The sequence below is a fragment of the Devosia sp. genome (assembly GCF_030689745.1).
Classification (GTDB): Bacteria; Pseudomonadota; Alphaproteobacteria; order Rhizobiales; family Devosiaceae; genus Devosia; species Devosia alba.
On record NZ_JAUYGL010000196.1, the window covers coordinates 1 to 15452 of the forward strand.

General features: G+C 64.1%; 14 protein-coding genes and 1 tRNA gene. 8 read left to right on the forward strand and 7 right to left on the reverse strand.

The window, feature by feature from the left end:
* The 5 genes from Q8O80_RS17160 to Q8O80_RS17180 all read left to right on the forward strand — a co-directional run.
* Positions 1 to 355 (forward strand): anti-sigma factor domain-containing protein (locus Q8O80_RS17160; RefSeq protein ID WP_305581476.1); only part of this gene is annotated, 355 nt, incomplete at its 5' end.
* 277 nt (positions 356 to 632) lie between these two features.
* On the forward strand, positions 633 to 1163 hold the full coding sequence (locus tag Q8O80_RS17165) for a fasciclin domain-containing protein (protein WP_305581582.1): 531 nt from the start codon (positions 633 to 635) through the stop codon (positions 1161 to 1163).
* Between the two features lie 182 nt (positions 1164 to 1345).
* Complete coding sequence (msrB, locus tag Q8O80_RS17170) at positions 1346 to 1840, forward strand: peptide-methionine (R)-S-oxide reductase MsrB (RefSeq protein ID WP_305581478.1); 495 nt, start codon at positions 1346 to 1348, stop codon at positions 1838 to 1840.
* A 119-nt stretch (positions 1841 to 1959) separates the two neighbouring features.
* Positions 1960 to 2667, forward strand: coding sequence for a type 1 glutamine amidotransferase (locus tag Q8O80_RS17175; RefSeq protein ID WP_305581480.1), 708 nt, complete (start codon positions 1960 to 1962; stop codon positions 2665 to 2667).
* Positions 2668 to 2814: 147 nt separating this feature from the next.
* Positions 2815 to 4308 carry a methyl-accepting chemotaxis protein gene (locus Q8O80_RS17180; RefSeq protein WP_305581482.1) on the forward strand — a complete coding sequence of 498 codons (1494 nt, stop codon included), beginning with the start codon at positions 2815 to 2817 and terminating at the stop codon, positions 4306 to 4308.
* A gap of 102 nt (positions 4309 to 4410) precedes the next feature.
* Here the strand turns inward: Q8O80_RS17180 and yihA are convergent, their stop codons facing one another.
* The 4 genes from yihA to rpmH all read right to left on the reverse strand — a co-directional run bounded on the left by yihA (position 4411) and on the right by rpmH (position 7516).
* On the reverse strand, positions 4411 to 5055 hold the full coding sequence (gene yihA / locus Q8O80_RS17185; protein ID WP_305581484.1) for a ribosome biogenesis GTP-binding protein YihA/YsxC: 645 nt from the start codon (positions 5053 to 5055) through the stop codon (positions 4411 to 4413).
* Between the two features lie 75 nt (positions 5056 to 5130).
* Positions 5131 to 6966, reverse strand: a complete 1836-nt coding sequence (yidC, locus tag Q8O80_RS17190) for a membrane protein insertase YidC (RefSeq protein ID WP_305581486.1) — start codon at positions 6964 to 6966, stop codon at positions 5131 to 5133.
* On the reverse strand, positions 6963 to 7367 hold the full coding sequence (gene rnpA, locus Q8O80_RS17195; RefSeq protein WP_305581489.1) for a ribonuclease P protein component: 405 nt from the start codon (positions 7365 to 7367) through the stop codon (positions 6963 to 6965). Before rnpA ends, yidC begins: the two co-directional genes overlap by 4 nt.
* Before the next feature lie 14 nt (positions 7368 to 7381).
* Complete coding sequence (gene rpmH, locus Q8O80_RS17200; RefSeq protein WP_046136922.1) at positions 7382 to 7516, reverse strand: 50S ribosomal protein L34; 135 nt, start codon at positions 7514 to 7516, stop codon at positions 7382 to 7384.
* Between the two features lie 228 nt (positions 7517 to 7744).
* Between rpmH and Q8O80_RS17205 the strand changes: the two genes are divergently transcribed.
* From Q8O80_RS17205 to Q8O80_RS17215, 3 genes are all read left to right on the forward strand, one after another.
* Positions 7745 to 9175: an FAD-dependent oxidoreductase gene (locus Q8O80_RS17205; protein WP_305581495.1), complete on the forward strand. Its 1431-nt coding sequence runs from the start codon at positions 7745 to 7747 to the stop codon at positions 9173 to 9175.
* Positions 9176 to 9229: 54 nt separating this feature from the next.
* Positions 9230 to 10669: a HAMP domain-containing sensor histidine kinase gene (locus Q8O80_RS17210; protein ID WP_305581497.1), complete on the forward strand. Its 1440-nt coding sequence runs from the start codon at positions 9230 to 9232 to the stop codon at positions 10667 to 10669.
* A 119-nt stretch (positions 10670 to 10788) separates the two neighbouring features.
* Positions 10789 to 10865: transfer RNA gene (locus Q8O80_RS17215), tRNA-Arg, on the forward strand.
* Here the strand turns inward: Q8O80_RS17215 and Q8O80_RS17220 are convergent.
* The 3 genes from Q8O80_RS17220 to mobF form a co-directional block, all read right to left on the reverse strand.
* Entirely contained in the window at positions 10836 to 12506 is a 1671-nt protein-coding gene (locus Q8O80_RS17220) for a recombinase family protein (RefSeq protein WP_305581499.1), read from the reverse strand. The genes Q8O80_RS17215 and Q8O80_RS17220 overlap by 30 nt on opposite strands.
* Positions 12507 to 12621: 115 nt before the next feature.
* The gene (locus Q8O80_RS17225) at positions 12622 to 12822 is read right to left on the reverse strand and encodes a hypothetical protein (protein ID WP_305581501.1); all 201 of its coding nucleotides are present in this window, start codon (positions 12820 to 12822) and stop codon (positions 12622 to 12624) included.
* On the reverse strand, positions 12812 to 15397 hold the full coding sequence (gene mobF, locus Q8O80_RS17230) for a MobF family relaxase (protein ID WP_305581503.1): 2586 nt from the start codon (positions 15395 to 15397) through the stop codon (positions 12812 to 12814). Before mobF ends, Q8O80_RS17225 begins: the two co-directional genes overlap by 11 nt.
* Positions 15398 to 15452 lie beyond the last annotated feature (55 nt).

A 15452-nucleotide genomic window follows, 5' to 3' on the forward strand; every position in this document is an offset into this window, starting at 1 on the left:
CAATGATGTGTCGAGCCTCACCACCCAATTGGTGGCGGCGCTGGAAGAAGAGGGCAGCGCGGTCAAGTTCGTCGCGCTCTATGACGGCAGCGGCAATGTGCGGCTGACGGCGCTGTCCGGCGACGCGGTGCCAGACAAGGATTTCGAGCTCTGGGCCATCCAGGGCGGCAATGACCCGATCTCCATGGGCGTCATTCCGGTCAATGCCCGCAGCGCCGTCGCAATCAGCCCCGAGGTCATGGCCGGCTGGGGCGAAGGCTCGGTACTGGCCATTACGCTCGAACAGGCCGGCGGCTCGCCCGATGGCAATCCGCATGGACCCGTTGTGGCCAAGGGCGCCGTTACGCAGATCTGACGCAGTTGGATCGCGCCAAAACAAGAATAAAAATTATCATCAAAAGTACTGCCGTCACCCGGAAAGGGGTGGCGGCAGTTGTGCTGAGGCGCCTGAAAGCAAAGCGATTTCGGCGTGCACAAGAAACTATTCAATTATTTTTCCCTCAGATGAAACAATCTGAAACTTAACTGGAGGGCACCCCGTTCTTTCTCATGTCCCAGCCGAACAATGGGAACGAAACACAGGAAGGAACTACCCCATGAACTTTTCTCTTCGCGCACTCACCGTCGCCACCATGATCTCCGCCGCCGCTATCGGTGGCGCTATGGCCCAGGACAATCCAATGGTCGGCGGCGCTGCCATGATGGCCGACAAGAACATCGTTGAAAACGCCGTCAACTCGGCCGACCACACCACGCTGGTTGCCGCCGTGCAGGCCGCCGGCCTGGTCGAGACGCTGTCCGGCGCAGGCCCGTTCACCGTGCTGGCGCCCGTCAACGCAGCATTTGACGCCCTGCCAGCTGGCACTGTCGACACCCTGCTCAAGCCAGAAAACAAGGATACGCTGGCCACCATTCTGGCCTGCCACGTGATCCCGGCCAAGGCCCTCTCCACCGACATCGTCGGCATGGTTGAAGCCGATGGCGGCGAGCATATCGTGGACACCGTTGGTGGCTGCAAGCTGACCCTGAAGTCGGAGAATGGCGGCGTCACGGTCACCGATGAGAACGGCACCGTTGCCAATGTCACCATCGCTGACGTGCTGCAGTCCAATGGCGTCATCCACGTGATCGATGCCGTGCTGACGCCAAAGTCGGCAATGTAACCAATCAGGGCGCCATGCCGAATGGCACCTTGAGAGAGGCGACGGGTTTGCCGCCTCTCACCACAAGTTGACGTGCCACTGTCTTGCCCAAGAAATACAGTGCACGTCATTCGCCCCGCGCCGCCGCCCGCATACCCTCCTGCGGTCCCGGGCGCGGGGCATCGTCACCAAGGAGAACTGACATGACTGTCAATCGTCGCAATCTGCTGCTGGGTGGCACGGCCATCGCCGCCGTCGCGGCCTTTGCTGGTCTGCGCCCCACGGGCACCCTCCAGGCCGCCGAGGGCGATTTTCCGTTCCAGCTCACCGATGAGCAATGGCGCGCCAGGCTCGACCCGGCTGCCTATGACGTGCTGCGCCACGAAGCCACCGAGCGGCCGTTCAGCTCGCCCCTCGATAGCGAAAAGCGCGCGGGCACCTTTGTCTGCGCCGGCTGCGCCCAGCCGCTGTTCACCTCGGACACCAAATTTGACAGCGGCACCGGCTGGCCCAGCTTCTACACCTTCATCGATGGCGCCCTCGGCACCACCGTCGACACATCCCTGTTCATGACGCGCACCGAAGTCCACTGCTCCAATTGCGGTGGCCATCAGGGTCATGTGTTCGAGGATGGTCCCCAGCCCACCGGCCTGCGCTATTGCATCAATGGCGTGGCGCTGAATTTCATCGCTGCCTAGACAATGCCGGCGCCGGCCCGGCCTGGCCGCCAGACAATCAAGCCTGCGCTCGACGCGACCCATTGCCTTGCGTCGAACTTGGGGGTTTAAGGGTGCTCTCACCCGCCAGATTGCCACCCATGAAACTCACCATCATCCAGACCGGCGAAGTCCCGCTCGCCCTGCGCCCGACATTCGGCCCCTACCGCAAAATGTTCGAAACCATGTTCGACCAGACGGGGCAGGGCTTCAGCTACCAGACCATCAATATTGCCGATGGCGAGCCGTTTCCGCAGCTCGACACGATTGAGGGCATGGTCATCACCGGCTCGGCAGCTGGCGTTTACGACACCCTGCCCTGGCTCGATCCACTGCGCGATTTCATCCGCAGGGGCTATGGGCAGCGCACGCCAATGCTGGGCGTCTGCTTCGGCCATCAGATCATGGCCGACGCGCTGGGTGGCGACGTGCGCAAGTCCGACAAGGGCTGGGGCCTGGGGCGGCACACCTATGCGGTGACCGAACGGCCCGGCTTCATGCAGCATGCGCCTGCAGCGCTGGCCGTGGCCTGTTCGCATCAGGACCAGGTGCTGACGCCGCCCGCCGATGCCACGGTGATCCTGGCCTCCGATTTCACCCCCAATGCCGGACTTGCCTATGGCAATGGGGCCGCGCTCAGCTTCCAGCCCCATCCCGAATTCGATGACGACTATACCATCGCCCTGGCCGAGCTGCGGCGCGGCAAGGCGCCCGATGCGCTGGTGGACAAGGCCGTCGCCTCGGTCGCCACGCCCTCACACAGCGCCGACATGGCCGGCTATATCGGCCAGTTTTTCAAAAGCCGCTGAATCGTGGCGGCGGCAGCGCCGCTGCCGCTGGATTGCACAAGGCTTGCGGCGCAATGCCCCAGGGCAATCGGCGGCCCGTCAACGCGCCATTAAGCATGAATGGCCATTGTAGCCCGAACTTCACCTGTTAGTTGCTCGGTGCCCATCGTGTTCAATTTCGGCAAACTCTCCATCACGCAGAAGCTCGTTCTCGCTTTTCTCGGATTTGGTGCACTGGTCGCCATCTTTGGCAGCATGGCAATCGCCCAGTTGCTGGCGCAGGACAATATGGTGGTCATCGTGCCGCTGGTCCTGGCTGGCGCTGCCGCCGCATCGGGGTGTCTGGCGGTATTCGTGCTGTTCCAGCGTGTCGTCTCGCGGCGGCTCAAGACGCTGGTCCGGCTCACCGGCGACCTTGCCGCCGGCACGACGGACGTCGATATTCCCGCCCAGAAGGCGAGCGACGAACTGACGGTGATGTTCGACGCCTTGCAGGGCTTTCGCGCCGCGCTGGTTGAACAGGCTGCGCTGGAGGCAAGCGAACGGCAGCGCGATGCGGAGGCGGGCCAGCGCCGCCAGGCGGCCGACAAGCTGACCGATGACCTGCAGGCCACGCTGCGCGCCGTCATGGCCGGTGATCTCGGCCGGCGGGTGGATGTGGCCTATCAGCAAGCCGAGCTCCGCCAGTTGGCCACCGAGGTCAATGCGCTGCTCGAGGCGGTCGATCTGGGCCTGACCAGCACCGGCCGGGTGCTGTCGGCCCTGGCGCAGGCTGACCTGACGGCCCGCGTCGAGGGGGCGTTCACCGGCGCCTTTGCCGACCTGCGCGACAACACCAATGCGGTGGCCGAGAAGCTGTCCAGTGTGGTGGCCGATCTGCGTGTCACCTCGCGGGCGCTCAAGACCGCGACCGGGGAGATACTCATCGGCGCCAATGACCTGTCCGAGCGCACCACCCGCCAGGCGGCCACGGTGGAGCAGACGTCGGCGACCATTGAGCATCTGTCGGCCACTGTCGGGGCCAATGCCGGCCGCGCCCGCGAGGCCAATCAGGCCGTGTCGGCCGCTTCGCTGATTGCGGTGGAAAGTGGCCAGGCCATGCAGACAGCCACGGCGGCCATGGCGGCCATATCGAGTTCTTCGGCCAAGATTTCCAGCATTATCGGGCTGATCGACGACATCGCCTTCCAGACCAATCTGCTGGCGCTGAACGCGTCTGTGGAAGCGGCGCGCGCCGGGGATGCCGGCAAGGGCTTTGCCGTGGTGGCGGTGGAAGTGCGGCGCCTGGCGCAATCGGCCGCAAGCGCCTCCTCCGACATCAAGCAATTGATCGACGTTTCGGCCGGCGAGGTGGCCGGTGGCACCAAGCTGGTCGCCGATATTGCCGAACGCATCGTCGCGCTCAATGACTCGGTGACCCAGAGCGCCACGCTGATCGGGGAGATTGCCAGCGCCAGCCAAAGCCAGGCATCGGCGATCGAGGAAGTGTCCATCGCCGTGCGGCAGATGGATGAAATCACCCAGCACAATGCCGCGCTGGTGGAACAGACCAATGCGGCCATTGAGCAGACCGAGGCGCAGGCGGCCCAGCTGGACCGTATCGTTGACGTCTTCACCATCGCCGAGGGAACGGGCGGCGCGGGTCACCGCCGGGCGGCCTGAGCGGCCCGGGAGCTTTCCCATTCACGATGACGTGGTGCGATGGCGCCCTTCCCGCTACGGGGGAGGGCGGCGCAGGAGCGCGTCCGCGACAGGTGAAGCGGCCTAGTTTTCCAGCAGCATGGCGATTTCGGTGCGCAGTTCCCGCAGGCCATCGCCCTTGACCGACGAGGTCAGGATGACATGGGGATGCGCGGCGGGGCGCTTGGCAATGGCCGCCCTGGTCGCGGCAATCACCTGGTCGAGCTCTTCCTTGCCCGGCTTGTCCGCCTTGGTCAGCACGATCTGATAGCTGACGGCCGAATTGTCGAGCTCGTCCATCACCGTCAGATCGGTGTCCTTGGGGCCGTGGCGGCCATCGATCAGCACATAGACCCGGCGCAGCGTGGCGCGGCCCACCAGATAGCGGTGAATCAGCTTGGTCCACTGCCGCACCTTGTCCTGCGGCGCCTTGGCATAGCCATAGCCCGGCATGTCGACGATGCGCAGGTTCTCGCTCTGGCTCTCAAAGATGTTGAGCTCCTGGGTGCGGCCCGGCGTATTGGAGGTGCGCGCCAGCCCCGAGGTGCCGCACAGCGCGTTGATCAGGCTCGACTTGCCGACATTGGAGCGTCCGGCAAAGGAGATTTCCACGCGATCCATCTCGGGCAGATCGGCAATGCTGACGCAGCCTTTGACGAACAGGAAGGGCCGCGCAAACAGCAGCCGGCCGCGTTCGATCATGTCGGGGGCGTAATCGATAGTGCTCATGGTGCTGCTGCCTTCAAACAATTTGCCCGCCGGAGGGTCCGGCGGGCATGTAGCATGGTTGATCGGTTGTGGCGATCAGGACTTGGTCGGTTCGTCCGCCGCCGGCTTGCGCTTGAACGAGCCCAGGATATTGCCAATCAGATCCACATCGACGCCGTGGCGCTTCATGATGAAATACTGCTGGGTCACTGACAGCGCATTGTTCCAGGCCCAGTAGATCACCAGACCGGCGGGGAAGGTGCCCAGCATGAAGGTGAAGATCACCGGCATCCAGTTGAAGATCATCGCCTGGGTCGGATCTGGTGGCGGCGGGTTCAGCTTCATCTGCACCCACATGGTGATGCCCATGATCACCGGCCAGATACCCAGATGCAGGAAGCCGCCAATGAACGGCATGACGGTCGGATCCCACGGGATCAGGCCGAACAGCGTGAAGATATTGGTTGGATCGGGCGCCGCCAGATCCTGAATCCAGCCGAAGAACGGCGCATGGCGCATGTCGAGGCTGATGAAAATGACGGTATAGAGCGCGAAGAACACCGGGATCTGGATCAGCACAGGCCAACAGCCGGACAGCGGATTGATCTTCTCTGTCTTGTAGAGCTCCATCATCGCCTGCTGCTGGGCCGGGCGATCGTCCTTGAAGCGCTCCTGGATCGACTTCATCTCCGGCTGCACCCGGCGCATCGCGGCCATCGAGGCATAGGAGCGGCTGGCCAGCGGGAAGAACAGCGCCTTGACGATCACGGTCACCGCCATCACGGCGAGGCCGAAATTGCCGATAATGCCGTTGAGGAAGGTCAGCGCATAGTACATCGGCTTGGTGATGAAGCTGAGCCAGCCCCAGTCGATCAACAGGTCGATGCGGTCAAAACCGTATTCCTGCTGATAGCGATTGATGACGGCTTCTTCCTTGGCGCCGGCGAACAGATAGCTCTGGTGGGTTGCCGTGGCGCCGGGGGCGACCACCACCGGCGTGGTTTCCACAAAACTGGTCTGGTAGTCGTCATACGACCCGGTATTTTTCCAGGAAAACAGCGCGTTGATGGTTTCGCCGGGCTCGGGCAGCACCGCTGTGGCCCAGTACTTGTCCGAGAAACCCAGCCAGCCCGTGGTGTTGTCGAGCCTGACCTGCTGATCATTCTGCAGATCGCTGTACTTCTTGGAGATCATGTTGTTGGAGCCCAGCACGCCGTGCGGGCCCTCATGCTGGATGAAGAAGTTGGCGACCTTGGGCGTGCCGTGGCGGGCGACGCGGGCATAGGGGAACAGCGAGACTTCGCCGCTGGTCGTGTTCTCGACCGATTGGGTGACGGTGAACAGATAGAACTCATCAACCGCAAAGGTGCGGCGGAAGATCAGGCCCTCGCCATTGTCCCAGCGCAGGGTGACCGGCGTGGTTGCGCTCAGGGCTGTGGCATTGCCCTCAACCGCCCACACGCTCTGGCCATCGGGCACGGCAATATCGGCGCCGGCACCGGGGACGAAGCCCTGTTCGGCAAAATAGGCACCGGGCGCGCCAGCGGGCGTCAGCAGGGTGATGATCGGGGAATCCGGATCGACCGTCTCGCGATATTGCTTGAGCTCAAGATCGTCGAGCCGCGCGCCGGTCAGGTTGATCGAGCCGTGCAGGTCCGGGGTATCAATGGTGACACGCTCGCTGGCGGCAATGGCTTCAGCGCGGTCGGCATAGAACACCTTGCCATCGGGGCCAACCGTCCCCGGCGTGCCGGCGGCGGCTGGGGTTGCTGCCGGAGTCGCCAGTGCCGCTTCGCTCTGGGCCTGCTCGGTGGCAATCTGCGCCTGCTGCTGCGCCCGTTCCAATTGCGGGCCGGCAATGAAGAACTGCCAGCCAAACAGCACGATCATGCTGAGGATGATGGCCAGGATCACATTGCGATTGTCGGTCATTGTTTTGGTTTCCGTGGGCCGCGGCCGGAAGAATTGCGCTGATCGGTCGATCGGGGGGCGTGCACACGCACGATCAAGTCACCCAGATCGGCAACCAGCTTGGCAAAGGGTTCGCTCAGCGCTTCGCGCCGACCCACCAGCACATAGTCGTGGGCAGGTAAAAAGTCACGCGCACATGCTGTCACAGCGGCGCGCAAACGTCGTTTTATGCGATTGCGTTCAGGAGAGTTGCCCGTCTTCTTGGTGACGGTAAACCCGATACCCGGTTCTGCCATGGGCGCGGCAACAACCTGTAGCCCAAATGCAGAGCGCCCGGCGCGATTGCCCCGGGCAGCCCGTTGAAACTGCGAGCGCCTGGTCAGCCGACGCAGGGCGTCAGGCGTTGGCGCCGTGGCCGTCATCCGGCCAGACGACCTTAGGCCGTGAGCTTCTTGCGGCCGTCGCGACGGCGCTTGTTGATGATGGCGCGACCGTCCTTGGTAGCCATGCGCGCACGGAAACCATGGCGGCGGGCACGCACGAGCTGAGACGGCTGATAAGTACGCTTCATGAAATCAAACCGCGCTGGGCGCAGTTCCTCTTGATTGCTGCTCTGGAGCAAGAATATCGGACACACATGGAGCGCGGGGCGCCCACGGTGCGGGTTGGTGGCGTCTATAGGGAAAACTCGACCCCAAGTCAACGCGCCACGCGCTAGTTCATGGCATGTCTTGCCCCGTTGTTTTCCCGGGCGGATCGCCGCATAAGTCCCCTTGTAGCTCTTATGCCGTTGGCGGTCATGGCGGAACTTCTCAAAACCGATCTCTGCATCATTGGTGCTGGTGCGCTCGGCATTTCCCTGGCGATCAAGGCCCGGGCCCGCGACCGCCGCGTGGTCCTGGTGCAGCGCGATGGCGATGAACCCGGCGACGCGGCGCGCGGACAGGTGTTGCGGGCTGCCTTCATGGCCAGCGCCGCGCGGGCCCAGGCCATGCGCAGTGCCGACGGTCTGGGCCTGAGGAATGTTGATCCAAAGCCCAGTTTCCGTGCCATCGCCGAGCGCGCCGCCGCCATTGCCGATTCTGTCGCGCCGCATGCCTCGCCCGAGCGCCTGACCGCGCTGGGCATCACGCTGCTCACCACACCCGCCGCGTTTGCCGATCGGCAGAGCCTGCGCGTCGGCAGCACCCTGGTTCGCGCCCGCCAGTTCGTGCTGGCCACCGGCAGTCGCCCGGCGCTGCCCGCGCTGCCGGGGCTTGATCAGGTGTCCTATTTCACCCCCGACACCATCCTGGCCAATATGCGCAAGCTCAGCCACTTGCTGGTGCTGGGCGGCGACGCCACGGCGCTGGAACTGGCGCAGGCCTATCGCCAGCTGGGGTGCGATGTGACCCTGGTGCCGCAGGGGCCGCTGCTGCCCGGCTTTGATCCCGAGCTGGTGGACATCGTGCTGCGTGCCCTGCGCGAGGAGGGGGTCAATATCATTGCCGAGGCCAGTGTCACCGCCGTGCTGCCGCGGGCCCAGGGCACGGGCGTCGCCCTTGCCCATGCCGATGGCAGTCTGGCGACGCTGGACGTCTCCCACATTCTGGTGGCGCTCGGTCGCGTGCCCGATCTTGATCCGGCCCTGCTCGAGGCTGCCCGGCTCAAGCGCCAGCCCCTGCACCCCGAGCGCCTGCTGGTGAGCCCGGAGGGGCAGACGTCAAGCGAGCTGATCACCGCCATCGGCGGCGCCGCCGGGGTCTTTGAGGCGCAACACGCCCTGCGCCAGGCCGACATTGCATTGGCCCGTGCCAGCGGCCAGGCCAGCGCCCGCATTGCCCCGCTCCGTATTCCCCGCAGCGTCAACACCACGCCACCCCTGGCCCAGATCGGCCTGCACGACGACGGGTCGCCCTTGCGCGCCGGTTCCCTGGTGCTGCGCGCCAATGCCAGCGAAACCGACGCCGCCCGCGCCACCGGCGATTTGCAGGGCAGCGCCAAACTGATCGTCGCCGAAAACGGCGCCATTCTGGGTGGCGCCGTGCTGGGCAGCGGCGCCGGCGAGGTGGCAGCCATGCTGGCCCTGGCGCTTGATCGGGGCATCGGCGCCGCCGACCTGGCCGATATGCTGCTGCCGCCCGCCAGCCCCGCCGCCCTGCTGGTGGATCTCGGGCGGCAGTTCACTGCCCAGCAGCGCCCCTCGCGCTGGGCTCTCCGGCGTGCTGCACTGCGGCGCCTGCTCCCCTGAAATGCGCGGTTACGGGGCTTACGCAGGCTTGCGCTTCGCTTATAGTGGCTGGCAATGACAACCAGAAGCAGCGCTTTGCCCGGCCGGTTCTCCGGCCTCTCGATCAAGCTGATCGCCACCATCAGTGCGGTGATCCTGCTGGTCGAAATCGTGGTCTATTTGCCCTCGCTGGCCAATTTTCGGGCCAGTTGGCTTGATGATCGCCTGCGCGTCGGTGTGGTCGGGGCGCGGGTGCTTGATGCCGTGCCCGATGTCATGGCCCTGCCACGCAGCCTGACCGACCGCCTGCTGACCTCGGCGGGGGCCTATGCCATCGTCTATCGCCGCGACGGCCAGAGCCAGCTGATCGAACTGGCCGATCCGGTCACCCCCGAACTCGTCGTCACCGCCGATATGCGCCAGCGTGACCTGCCCAGCCTGATCATGGGAGCCATCGACACCCTGCTGGCCGGCCCCGGTCGCACCCTGCGCATTATCGGGCCCGGCGATCTCGACCAGACCATGGTCGAACTGCTGATGCCCGAACGGCCCTTGCGCCAGGACATGCTCGATTATTCCGGTCAGGTGGTGTTCATCTCGCTGGCGCTGGCCCTGCTGACCGCCCTGACCCTTTATCTGCTGGCCAGCTACCTGTTCATTCACCCGGTGCGACGGCTGACCGAAAACATGCTGGCCTTCCGCCAGGCGCCCGAAAATGGCAGCCTGATCATCGCGCCATCGGCCCGCCGCGACGAAATCGGCATTGCCGAGCGCGAACTGGCAGCCATGGAAACCGATATTTTCACCCTGCTGCGGCAGCGCCGCCATCTGGCCGACCTGGGTCTGGCCGTGGCCAAGATCAACCACGATCTGCGCAACACCCTGACCTCGGCGCAACTGCTCTCCGATCAGGTGGCCACGCTGGATGATCCCAAGGTGCAGCGCCTGGCGCCGCGCCTCGTCACCACGCTCGATCGCGCCATCGGCTTTGCCCAGTCGGTGCTCGATTATGGGCGGGAAACCGCGCTGCCGCCGGTGCTGGCGCCCACCCGCCTGCGGCCATTGGTGGATGAGGCGGCCTTTGATGCCCGCCTGTCTGCCCATCCCCGTATCACCTTCACCAATGCAACGCCCGATGCGCTGCTGCTCAATATCGACAGTGGCCAGATGGGCCGCGTGCTGCTCAACCTGCTCAAGAACGCCCGCGAAGCCCTTGAAGCCGCCGGCACCAAGATCGAGGCCCCCGAAGTCTCGTTCACCGCCGTGCCCGGCACCCAGGGCATCACCCTGTCGGTTTCCGACAATGGTCCTGGCCTGGCGCCACGCGCCCGTGACAAGCTGTTTGTGGCCTTTGAAGGCTCGGCCCGGGCGGGCGGCACCGGCCTGGGCCTGGCCATCGCCCGCGAGATCGTGGAGGCCCATGGCGGCCAGATCAGCCTGGTCGATCAGCCGGTCGGAACCCGCTTTGATCTGGTCCTGCCGAACGCCTTGCTGGTGAAAAACCAGAGCACGTAGAAAAACCGTCCTCGACGCTTGCCAAGCCGGAAACGCCCCTGTATGGGTTGCCCCGCTTCAGGCAGTCAGGCGTCCTCGCCGCTTCCTGAAATTGCCGTTTCGACATGAAACGGCCGTGCGCGCCCTTAGCTCAGCTGGATAGAGCACCAGACTACGAATCTGGGGGTCAGGAGTTCGAATCTCTTAGGGCGCGCCATTTCAGTCCAGAAAACTGAACTATTTCACCTGAAGAATCGGTGGCATTGGCGGCGGCAAACAGCGTTTCGCGGCTGCCCATGATGCGGACCTTTTCCGGACCGACTTCCACGGTCAGCAGAGAACGCAGATAGGCCTTGCGCGTCGGGTTGTCGGCGTTCTCCAAAACCCCTCGCATCAGCCTGGAGAAGGCGGCGATCTTTTCGGGGTCAAGCGCTGCTTCGCCGCCGAACTCCCGGCGCGCCCGATCCAGGGTGGCCTGCGCCTTCTCACGGTCGGCTTTCAGCATGGTGATGCGTTCGCGCAGCAGGTCATCCATTTCGGCAAGGCCGTCTTCGACCAATGCGTAAAGACGTTGCAGCCGCTCTTTGGCAGTGTCGGCCTCAATCTGCAGCGCCACAAGCCGGGCATTATGAGCTTCCGCGCGCTCTGAGCGCTTGGCAGCAATGGCGGTGAGCAGGCCGGCCAACCGTTCTGGCGCGAACAGCTTCTCATTCAATGCTTTGAGAACTATGTCATCCAGATAGGCCATAGGGATCGTATTGCCCTTGCAGGCCGTCGGCCCCTTCTGGGCGCGGGTGGCGCAAGTATAATATTCATAGACGCGTCCGGTTGCCGACGTGCCGGTGCGCTGGGTCATGCCGCCGCCGCAATGGGAGCAGGTGGCGATAGTGGTGAGCAGGATCGGGCCGCTGACGGCGCGGACCGGACTGACGCGCGGATTGTTGGCAGCGAGCTTGGCCTCGACTGCCGCGAACACGGAATCCTCGATGATGGCCGGCACCGGCACTTCGACAACTTCGCCTGCCGGATGTTTCCCACCGGACTTGGAATTGCGCGAGTGATAGTGCCAGCGCCCGACATAGGCTTTGTTGGTGAGGATGTGATGGACTGGTCCGACACCGAAGGTGCCGCCCTTCTTGGTGCGGTAGCCGTGGCTGTTGAGCCATTTTACCACTTCCTTGATACCCATGGGCGGCTTGGCCGTGGCCGGGTCGCCCTCCAGGTACAGCCGGAAAATCAGCCGCACGGTTTCGGCTTCGACGGGATCGATAGCGAGTTTTTTCTTGATCTTCTGGCCACGCCGTTCGGCTTCGACGATGGTGTAGCCCAATGGCGGGGCGGCACCGTTCCAGAACCCCTGGCGGGCATTCTCGGTCATGGCGCGCGTCACCTGCCGCCCATTTTCCTTGGAGGTATACTCGTCGAAAATGCCGATAATCTGGCGGATCATGGCGCCTGAGGGATCATCGCCGCTAGGTTGGGTGACCGACGCGACTTCGACGCCATGCCTGCGCAGCTTGCGGATGACCAGTTCCATAGCCGCGCCGTCCCGATAGAACCGAGAAAATGCATGGACCACGATGACGTCATAGGGATGGTCGGGATCGCAGGCACGGTCGATCATGGCTTGAAAGGCGGGGCGCCGATCGTCGGTGGCGGTCAGCCCCGGTTCGACATATTCATCGACGACGGTCCAGCCGCCACGCTCGCAGAAATCGGCGTTGAGCTTGCGCTGCGAAGGCAGGCTCACATCATGCTTTGCCTGACGGCCCGTCGACACGCGCAGGTAGAGTGCTGCCCTCAAGGGGGCGGCCGCGGCCTTGAGTGCAATGCTATTGGCTTTGCTTCCGAACGCCATGTCTTACGGCCTCCCGATTACCTGGAATTTTGCCAGCAGCGTCGCATCAAACGCTTGTCGGTGCAAGCTAAGTCCATGCAGAACAAGGACGAATTTCTCCGCCACCGTCAAATGCCTACCCCTTGAGGATAGCGTCGATCTGGGCCCCCAGCATTTTGTCGAGCACCTCGATCTCGGCCTGCGTAATCGGCAGGGCCGAGGGCAACTGATCGATCAGCTCCCATTCCCGCGGTGCGCGCGCGGGGCGGCGCGGCGGCCGCACCTTGCGGGGTGGCTTTGCTGCGCGTCTTGGCGCGGACGGGCGGCTAGAGCTCATGGTCAAGCCCTTTTGCCCGGGCCCGTGCCGGCTCTTTCTCGGGATTGTAGTCGAGGGCGTTGGTCTTGATGCTCTGGCGGGCCAGGCGGTTGCCCAGATAGGTCATTCTCGCCTGGTCCCGATCTTCACCGGCGGCGAGCGGAGCGTCCTGCTCGCGTTCGCGATCCAGGGTCCGCGCATCGATGAAGAATACGGTGCTTTCCCGCGCCCGGCTGGAGGCGACATAGGCATCGTGCCGGTCAAAACGAGCGGACAGCAGGACCAGGGTGTGGTCAACAGTCAGACCCTGCGCTTGGAACAGCGTTGCGGCATAGGCGTGCGCGAGCCGGGCCCGGCCCTTGGTATCGGCGACGTCGCTGGGTGAAAAGCTGATTCGCTGCCCGTCCCGTTCGGCCTCGATCCGGATGATTCCCGCCTTGTCCTGTGCGATGGCGACGATCCGGGCCTCGGTGCCATTGACGACACCGAGTCCGTCATGGCGGCGCAGAAACCGCACCTGATCGCCTATGGCGAGACGCAGTATGTGCCGGTTGCCGGAGGCATCCGCGGCTTCGATCTGGAAGTCGGACCCGGTGAGCGCACTACGCTCCCGCAGTCGATTGCGGATCGCGGCCGACAAGGCCCGCACTTCGGCATTGGTCTTGGCCGTCACCAGCACATTTTTGGCCGGGGCGGTCCTCGTGGTCTCATTCCAGTGATCGGCCACGGCCTCTACTGTCGCACGGGGGCTATACTGAAATGCGATCTGGCCATGCTCGGAAAAGGCCGTCAGAGCTTTTTCGGCCTTACCACGCGCGAAATCTTTCGGGGCTTGCCGCGCCCAGCTTTCGCGCTGGCGGACGACGGTTTGGATGCGGGTGGCACCGACCGTTTCTCGCATGAGCCGCATGGCATGACCGGCGCCGATGGGGACGAGTTGATCCTCGTCGCCAACCATCACCACCACGCCGCCGGTCCGGTCCACTGCCTCGAGCAGCTGGAGCGTCTGCAGCGTGGCCTGCAGGCCGGCTTCTTCGACAATCAGGCAGGTCTTTTCCCCGAAGGGCTGATTGCCCATGGCGATGGATTTGCACCAGGCGTCGATGGCGCGGGATTCAACGCCGAGATCGGTGCCGAGGATGTTAGCGGGGCGCCAGGCCACGGCGGCGCCCTTCACCTGATAACCTGCAGTCTGCCAGGTCTTGGCGACGGTTTTCAGGGTCGTGGATTTCCCCGTCCCGGCACCGCCCTGGACGAGGACAAACCTGGCGCCGCTGGTGGCGGCGCGCACCACATCCTGTTGCTCGGCATTCAGGCCAGAAATGGCGAGCATTTCGTCCCTGGCGCTCCGGTCGGGACCGACCACGCGGGCCTGTGCATTGCGCCGCACCAGGTTCACCAAGGCGCGCTCAGCCGCCAGCATCTGGGGTGTGGAGTAAACGGGCCCGTCGCGTGTTTCGGCGCGTTCAAGAACGCTGTTCCGGGCGACGAGATCATCGGCACCGGCAATGACGTCATCGAGCGTCGCGCCGGTGCCGACGAGGGTGTTAGCGCTGACTTCGATCAATTGGCGGCGCGAGAAGGTCGCTTGGTATTCGGTCAGTTTTTCCGGGACAGTGGCGAGGCGCTCTTTCCGTGCTCCATTGAAATCCTGGGGCTCTTGCTCAACCTGCCGTCCTGCAAGGGCGATCTGTTCGGGATCGAAGCCGAGACCCCGAACCGCCGCGTGCCACTGTTCGGTGAGCTGGTTCAGACTCAGATCCTGTTTGGTGCGGCGGTCTGTGGCGTTGATCGCAGCGGCGAGAGCCGGCGCCTGACCGGAGGTCAGTCCTGCCTCGGCCAACTCTTCTTCCAGCGTCGCCCGGCGAGCGCTGAAGTACTTGGTGAGGGTCTCTGGCACACCGGCAATCGACCACTTCCATTCGTCATCGGCGTGCTCAATGGTGAAGCCGTGCGCCTGCAGCCCACTGGCGAGCCGCAGCCTGAAGACCGCGCCCAGTGCCTTTTTCCAGCTGCGCAGTGCAACCGAGTCGATGCCACCCCAAGTGCCGTCATCGCGTTCGGCAATATTGGGTATGCAGAGATGATGATGACGTTGTGGATCGGCGAAGACGACGCCATCCGCATGGCGTTCCGGACGCGCCTCGGAATGCGTGAAAGCGGCGGCAACGAAACTGGCCTGTTCACGACGGCTGCCATTGTGACCGCGTCGGGCCAGGGAAATTTCCTGCTCCACCAGCCGAACCACGTCTTCGAGCGCATCCTGCTCGATATCCGCGAAGACCTGGCGCAAGGCCCCGTGGGAGCATGCGAATTTGACGGAAAACCCCTTGGGCGCGGATAGGGTCACGTCTATGCCCAGCATGCGGGGGCCGCCCCCTGCTTTGGTCAGCGGCTTCCCGGTGGCATCGAGCCCGGCGCAGATGCGGTCGAAGTCGTCGGCCCGCACGATCTGGCCGGCGGCGATGCCCAAGGCGTCGTGCCCGCGCAGCCAGATACCGGCGCTGTCGTCGGCAGCGTAGTAGTCAAGTGCGGCTGCCGCGGCTTGACGGGTGTAATAGGACGACGATTTGATAACGGCGAATGTAGCGACCAAGAAAAGGGCCCCCAATGGAGGCCCTTTAGATATCCCTGATTTTCTCACCTTTTGG

Coding starts and splice junctions, on each gene's coding strand:
- Q8O80_RS17165 (WP_305581582.1), top strand. CDS start 633: ATGATCTCCGCCGCCGCTATCGGTGGCGCTATGGCCCAGGACAATCCA.
- msrB (WP_305581478.1), top strand. CDS start 1,346: ATGACTGTCAATCGTCGCAATCTGCTGCTGGGTGGCACGGCCATCGCC.
- Q8O80_RS17175 (WP_305581480.1), top strand. CDS start 1,960: ATGAAACTCACCATCATCCAGACCGGCGAAGTCCCGCTCGCCCTGCGC.
- yihA (WP_305581484.1), bottom strand. CDS start 5,055: ATGAGCACTATCGATTACGCCCCCGACATGATCGAACGCGGCCGGCTG.
- yidC (WP_305581486.1), bottom strand. CDS start 6,966: ATGACCGACAATCGCAATGTGATCCTGGCCATCATCCTCAGCATGATC.
- rnpA (WP_305581489.1), bottom strand. CDS start 7,367: ATGACGGCCACGGCGCCAACGCCTGACGCCCTGCGTCGGCTGACCAGG.
- rpmH (WP_046136922.1), bottom strand. CDS start 7,516: ATGAAGCGTACTTATCAGCCGTCTCAGCTCGTGCGTGCCCGCCGCCAT.
- Q8O80_RS17205 (WP_305581495.1), top strand. CDS start 7,745: ATGGCGGAACTTCTCAAAACCGATCTCTGCATCATTGGTGCTGGTGCG.
- Q8O80_RS17210 (WP_305581497.1), top strand. CDS start 9,230: ATGACAACCAGAAGCAGCGCTTTGCCCGGCCGGTTCTCCGGCCTCTCG.
- Q8O80_RS17220 (WP_305581499.1), bottom strand. CDS start 12,506: ATGGCGTTCGGAAGCAAAGCCAATAGCATTGCACTCAAGGCCGCGGCC.
- Q8O80_RS17225 (WP_305581501.1), bottom strand. CDS start 12,822: ATGAGCTCTAGCCGCCCGTCCGCGCCAAGACGCGCAGCAAAGCCACCC.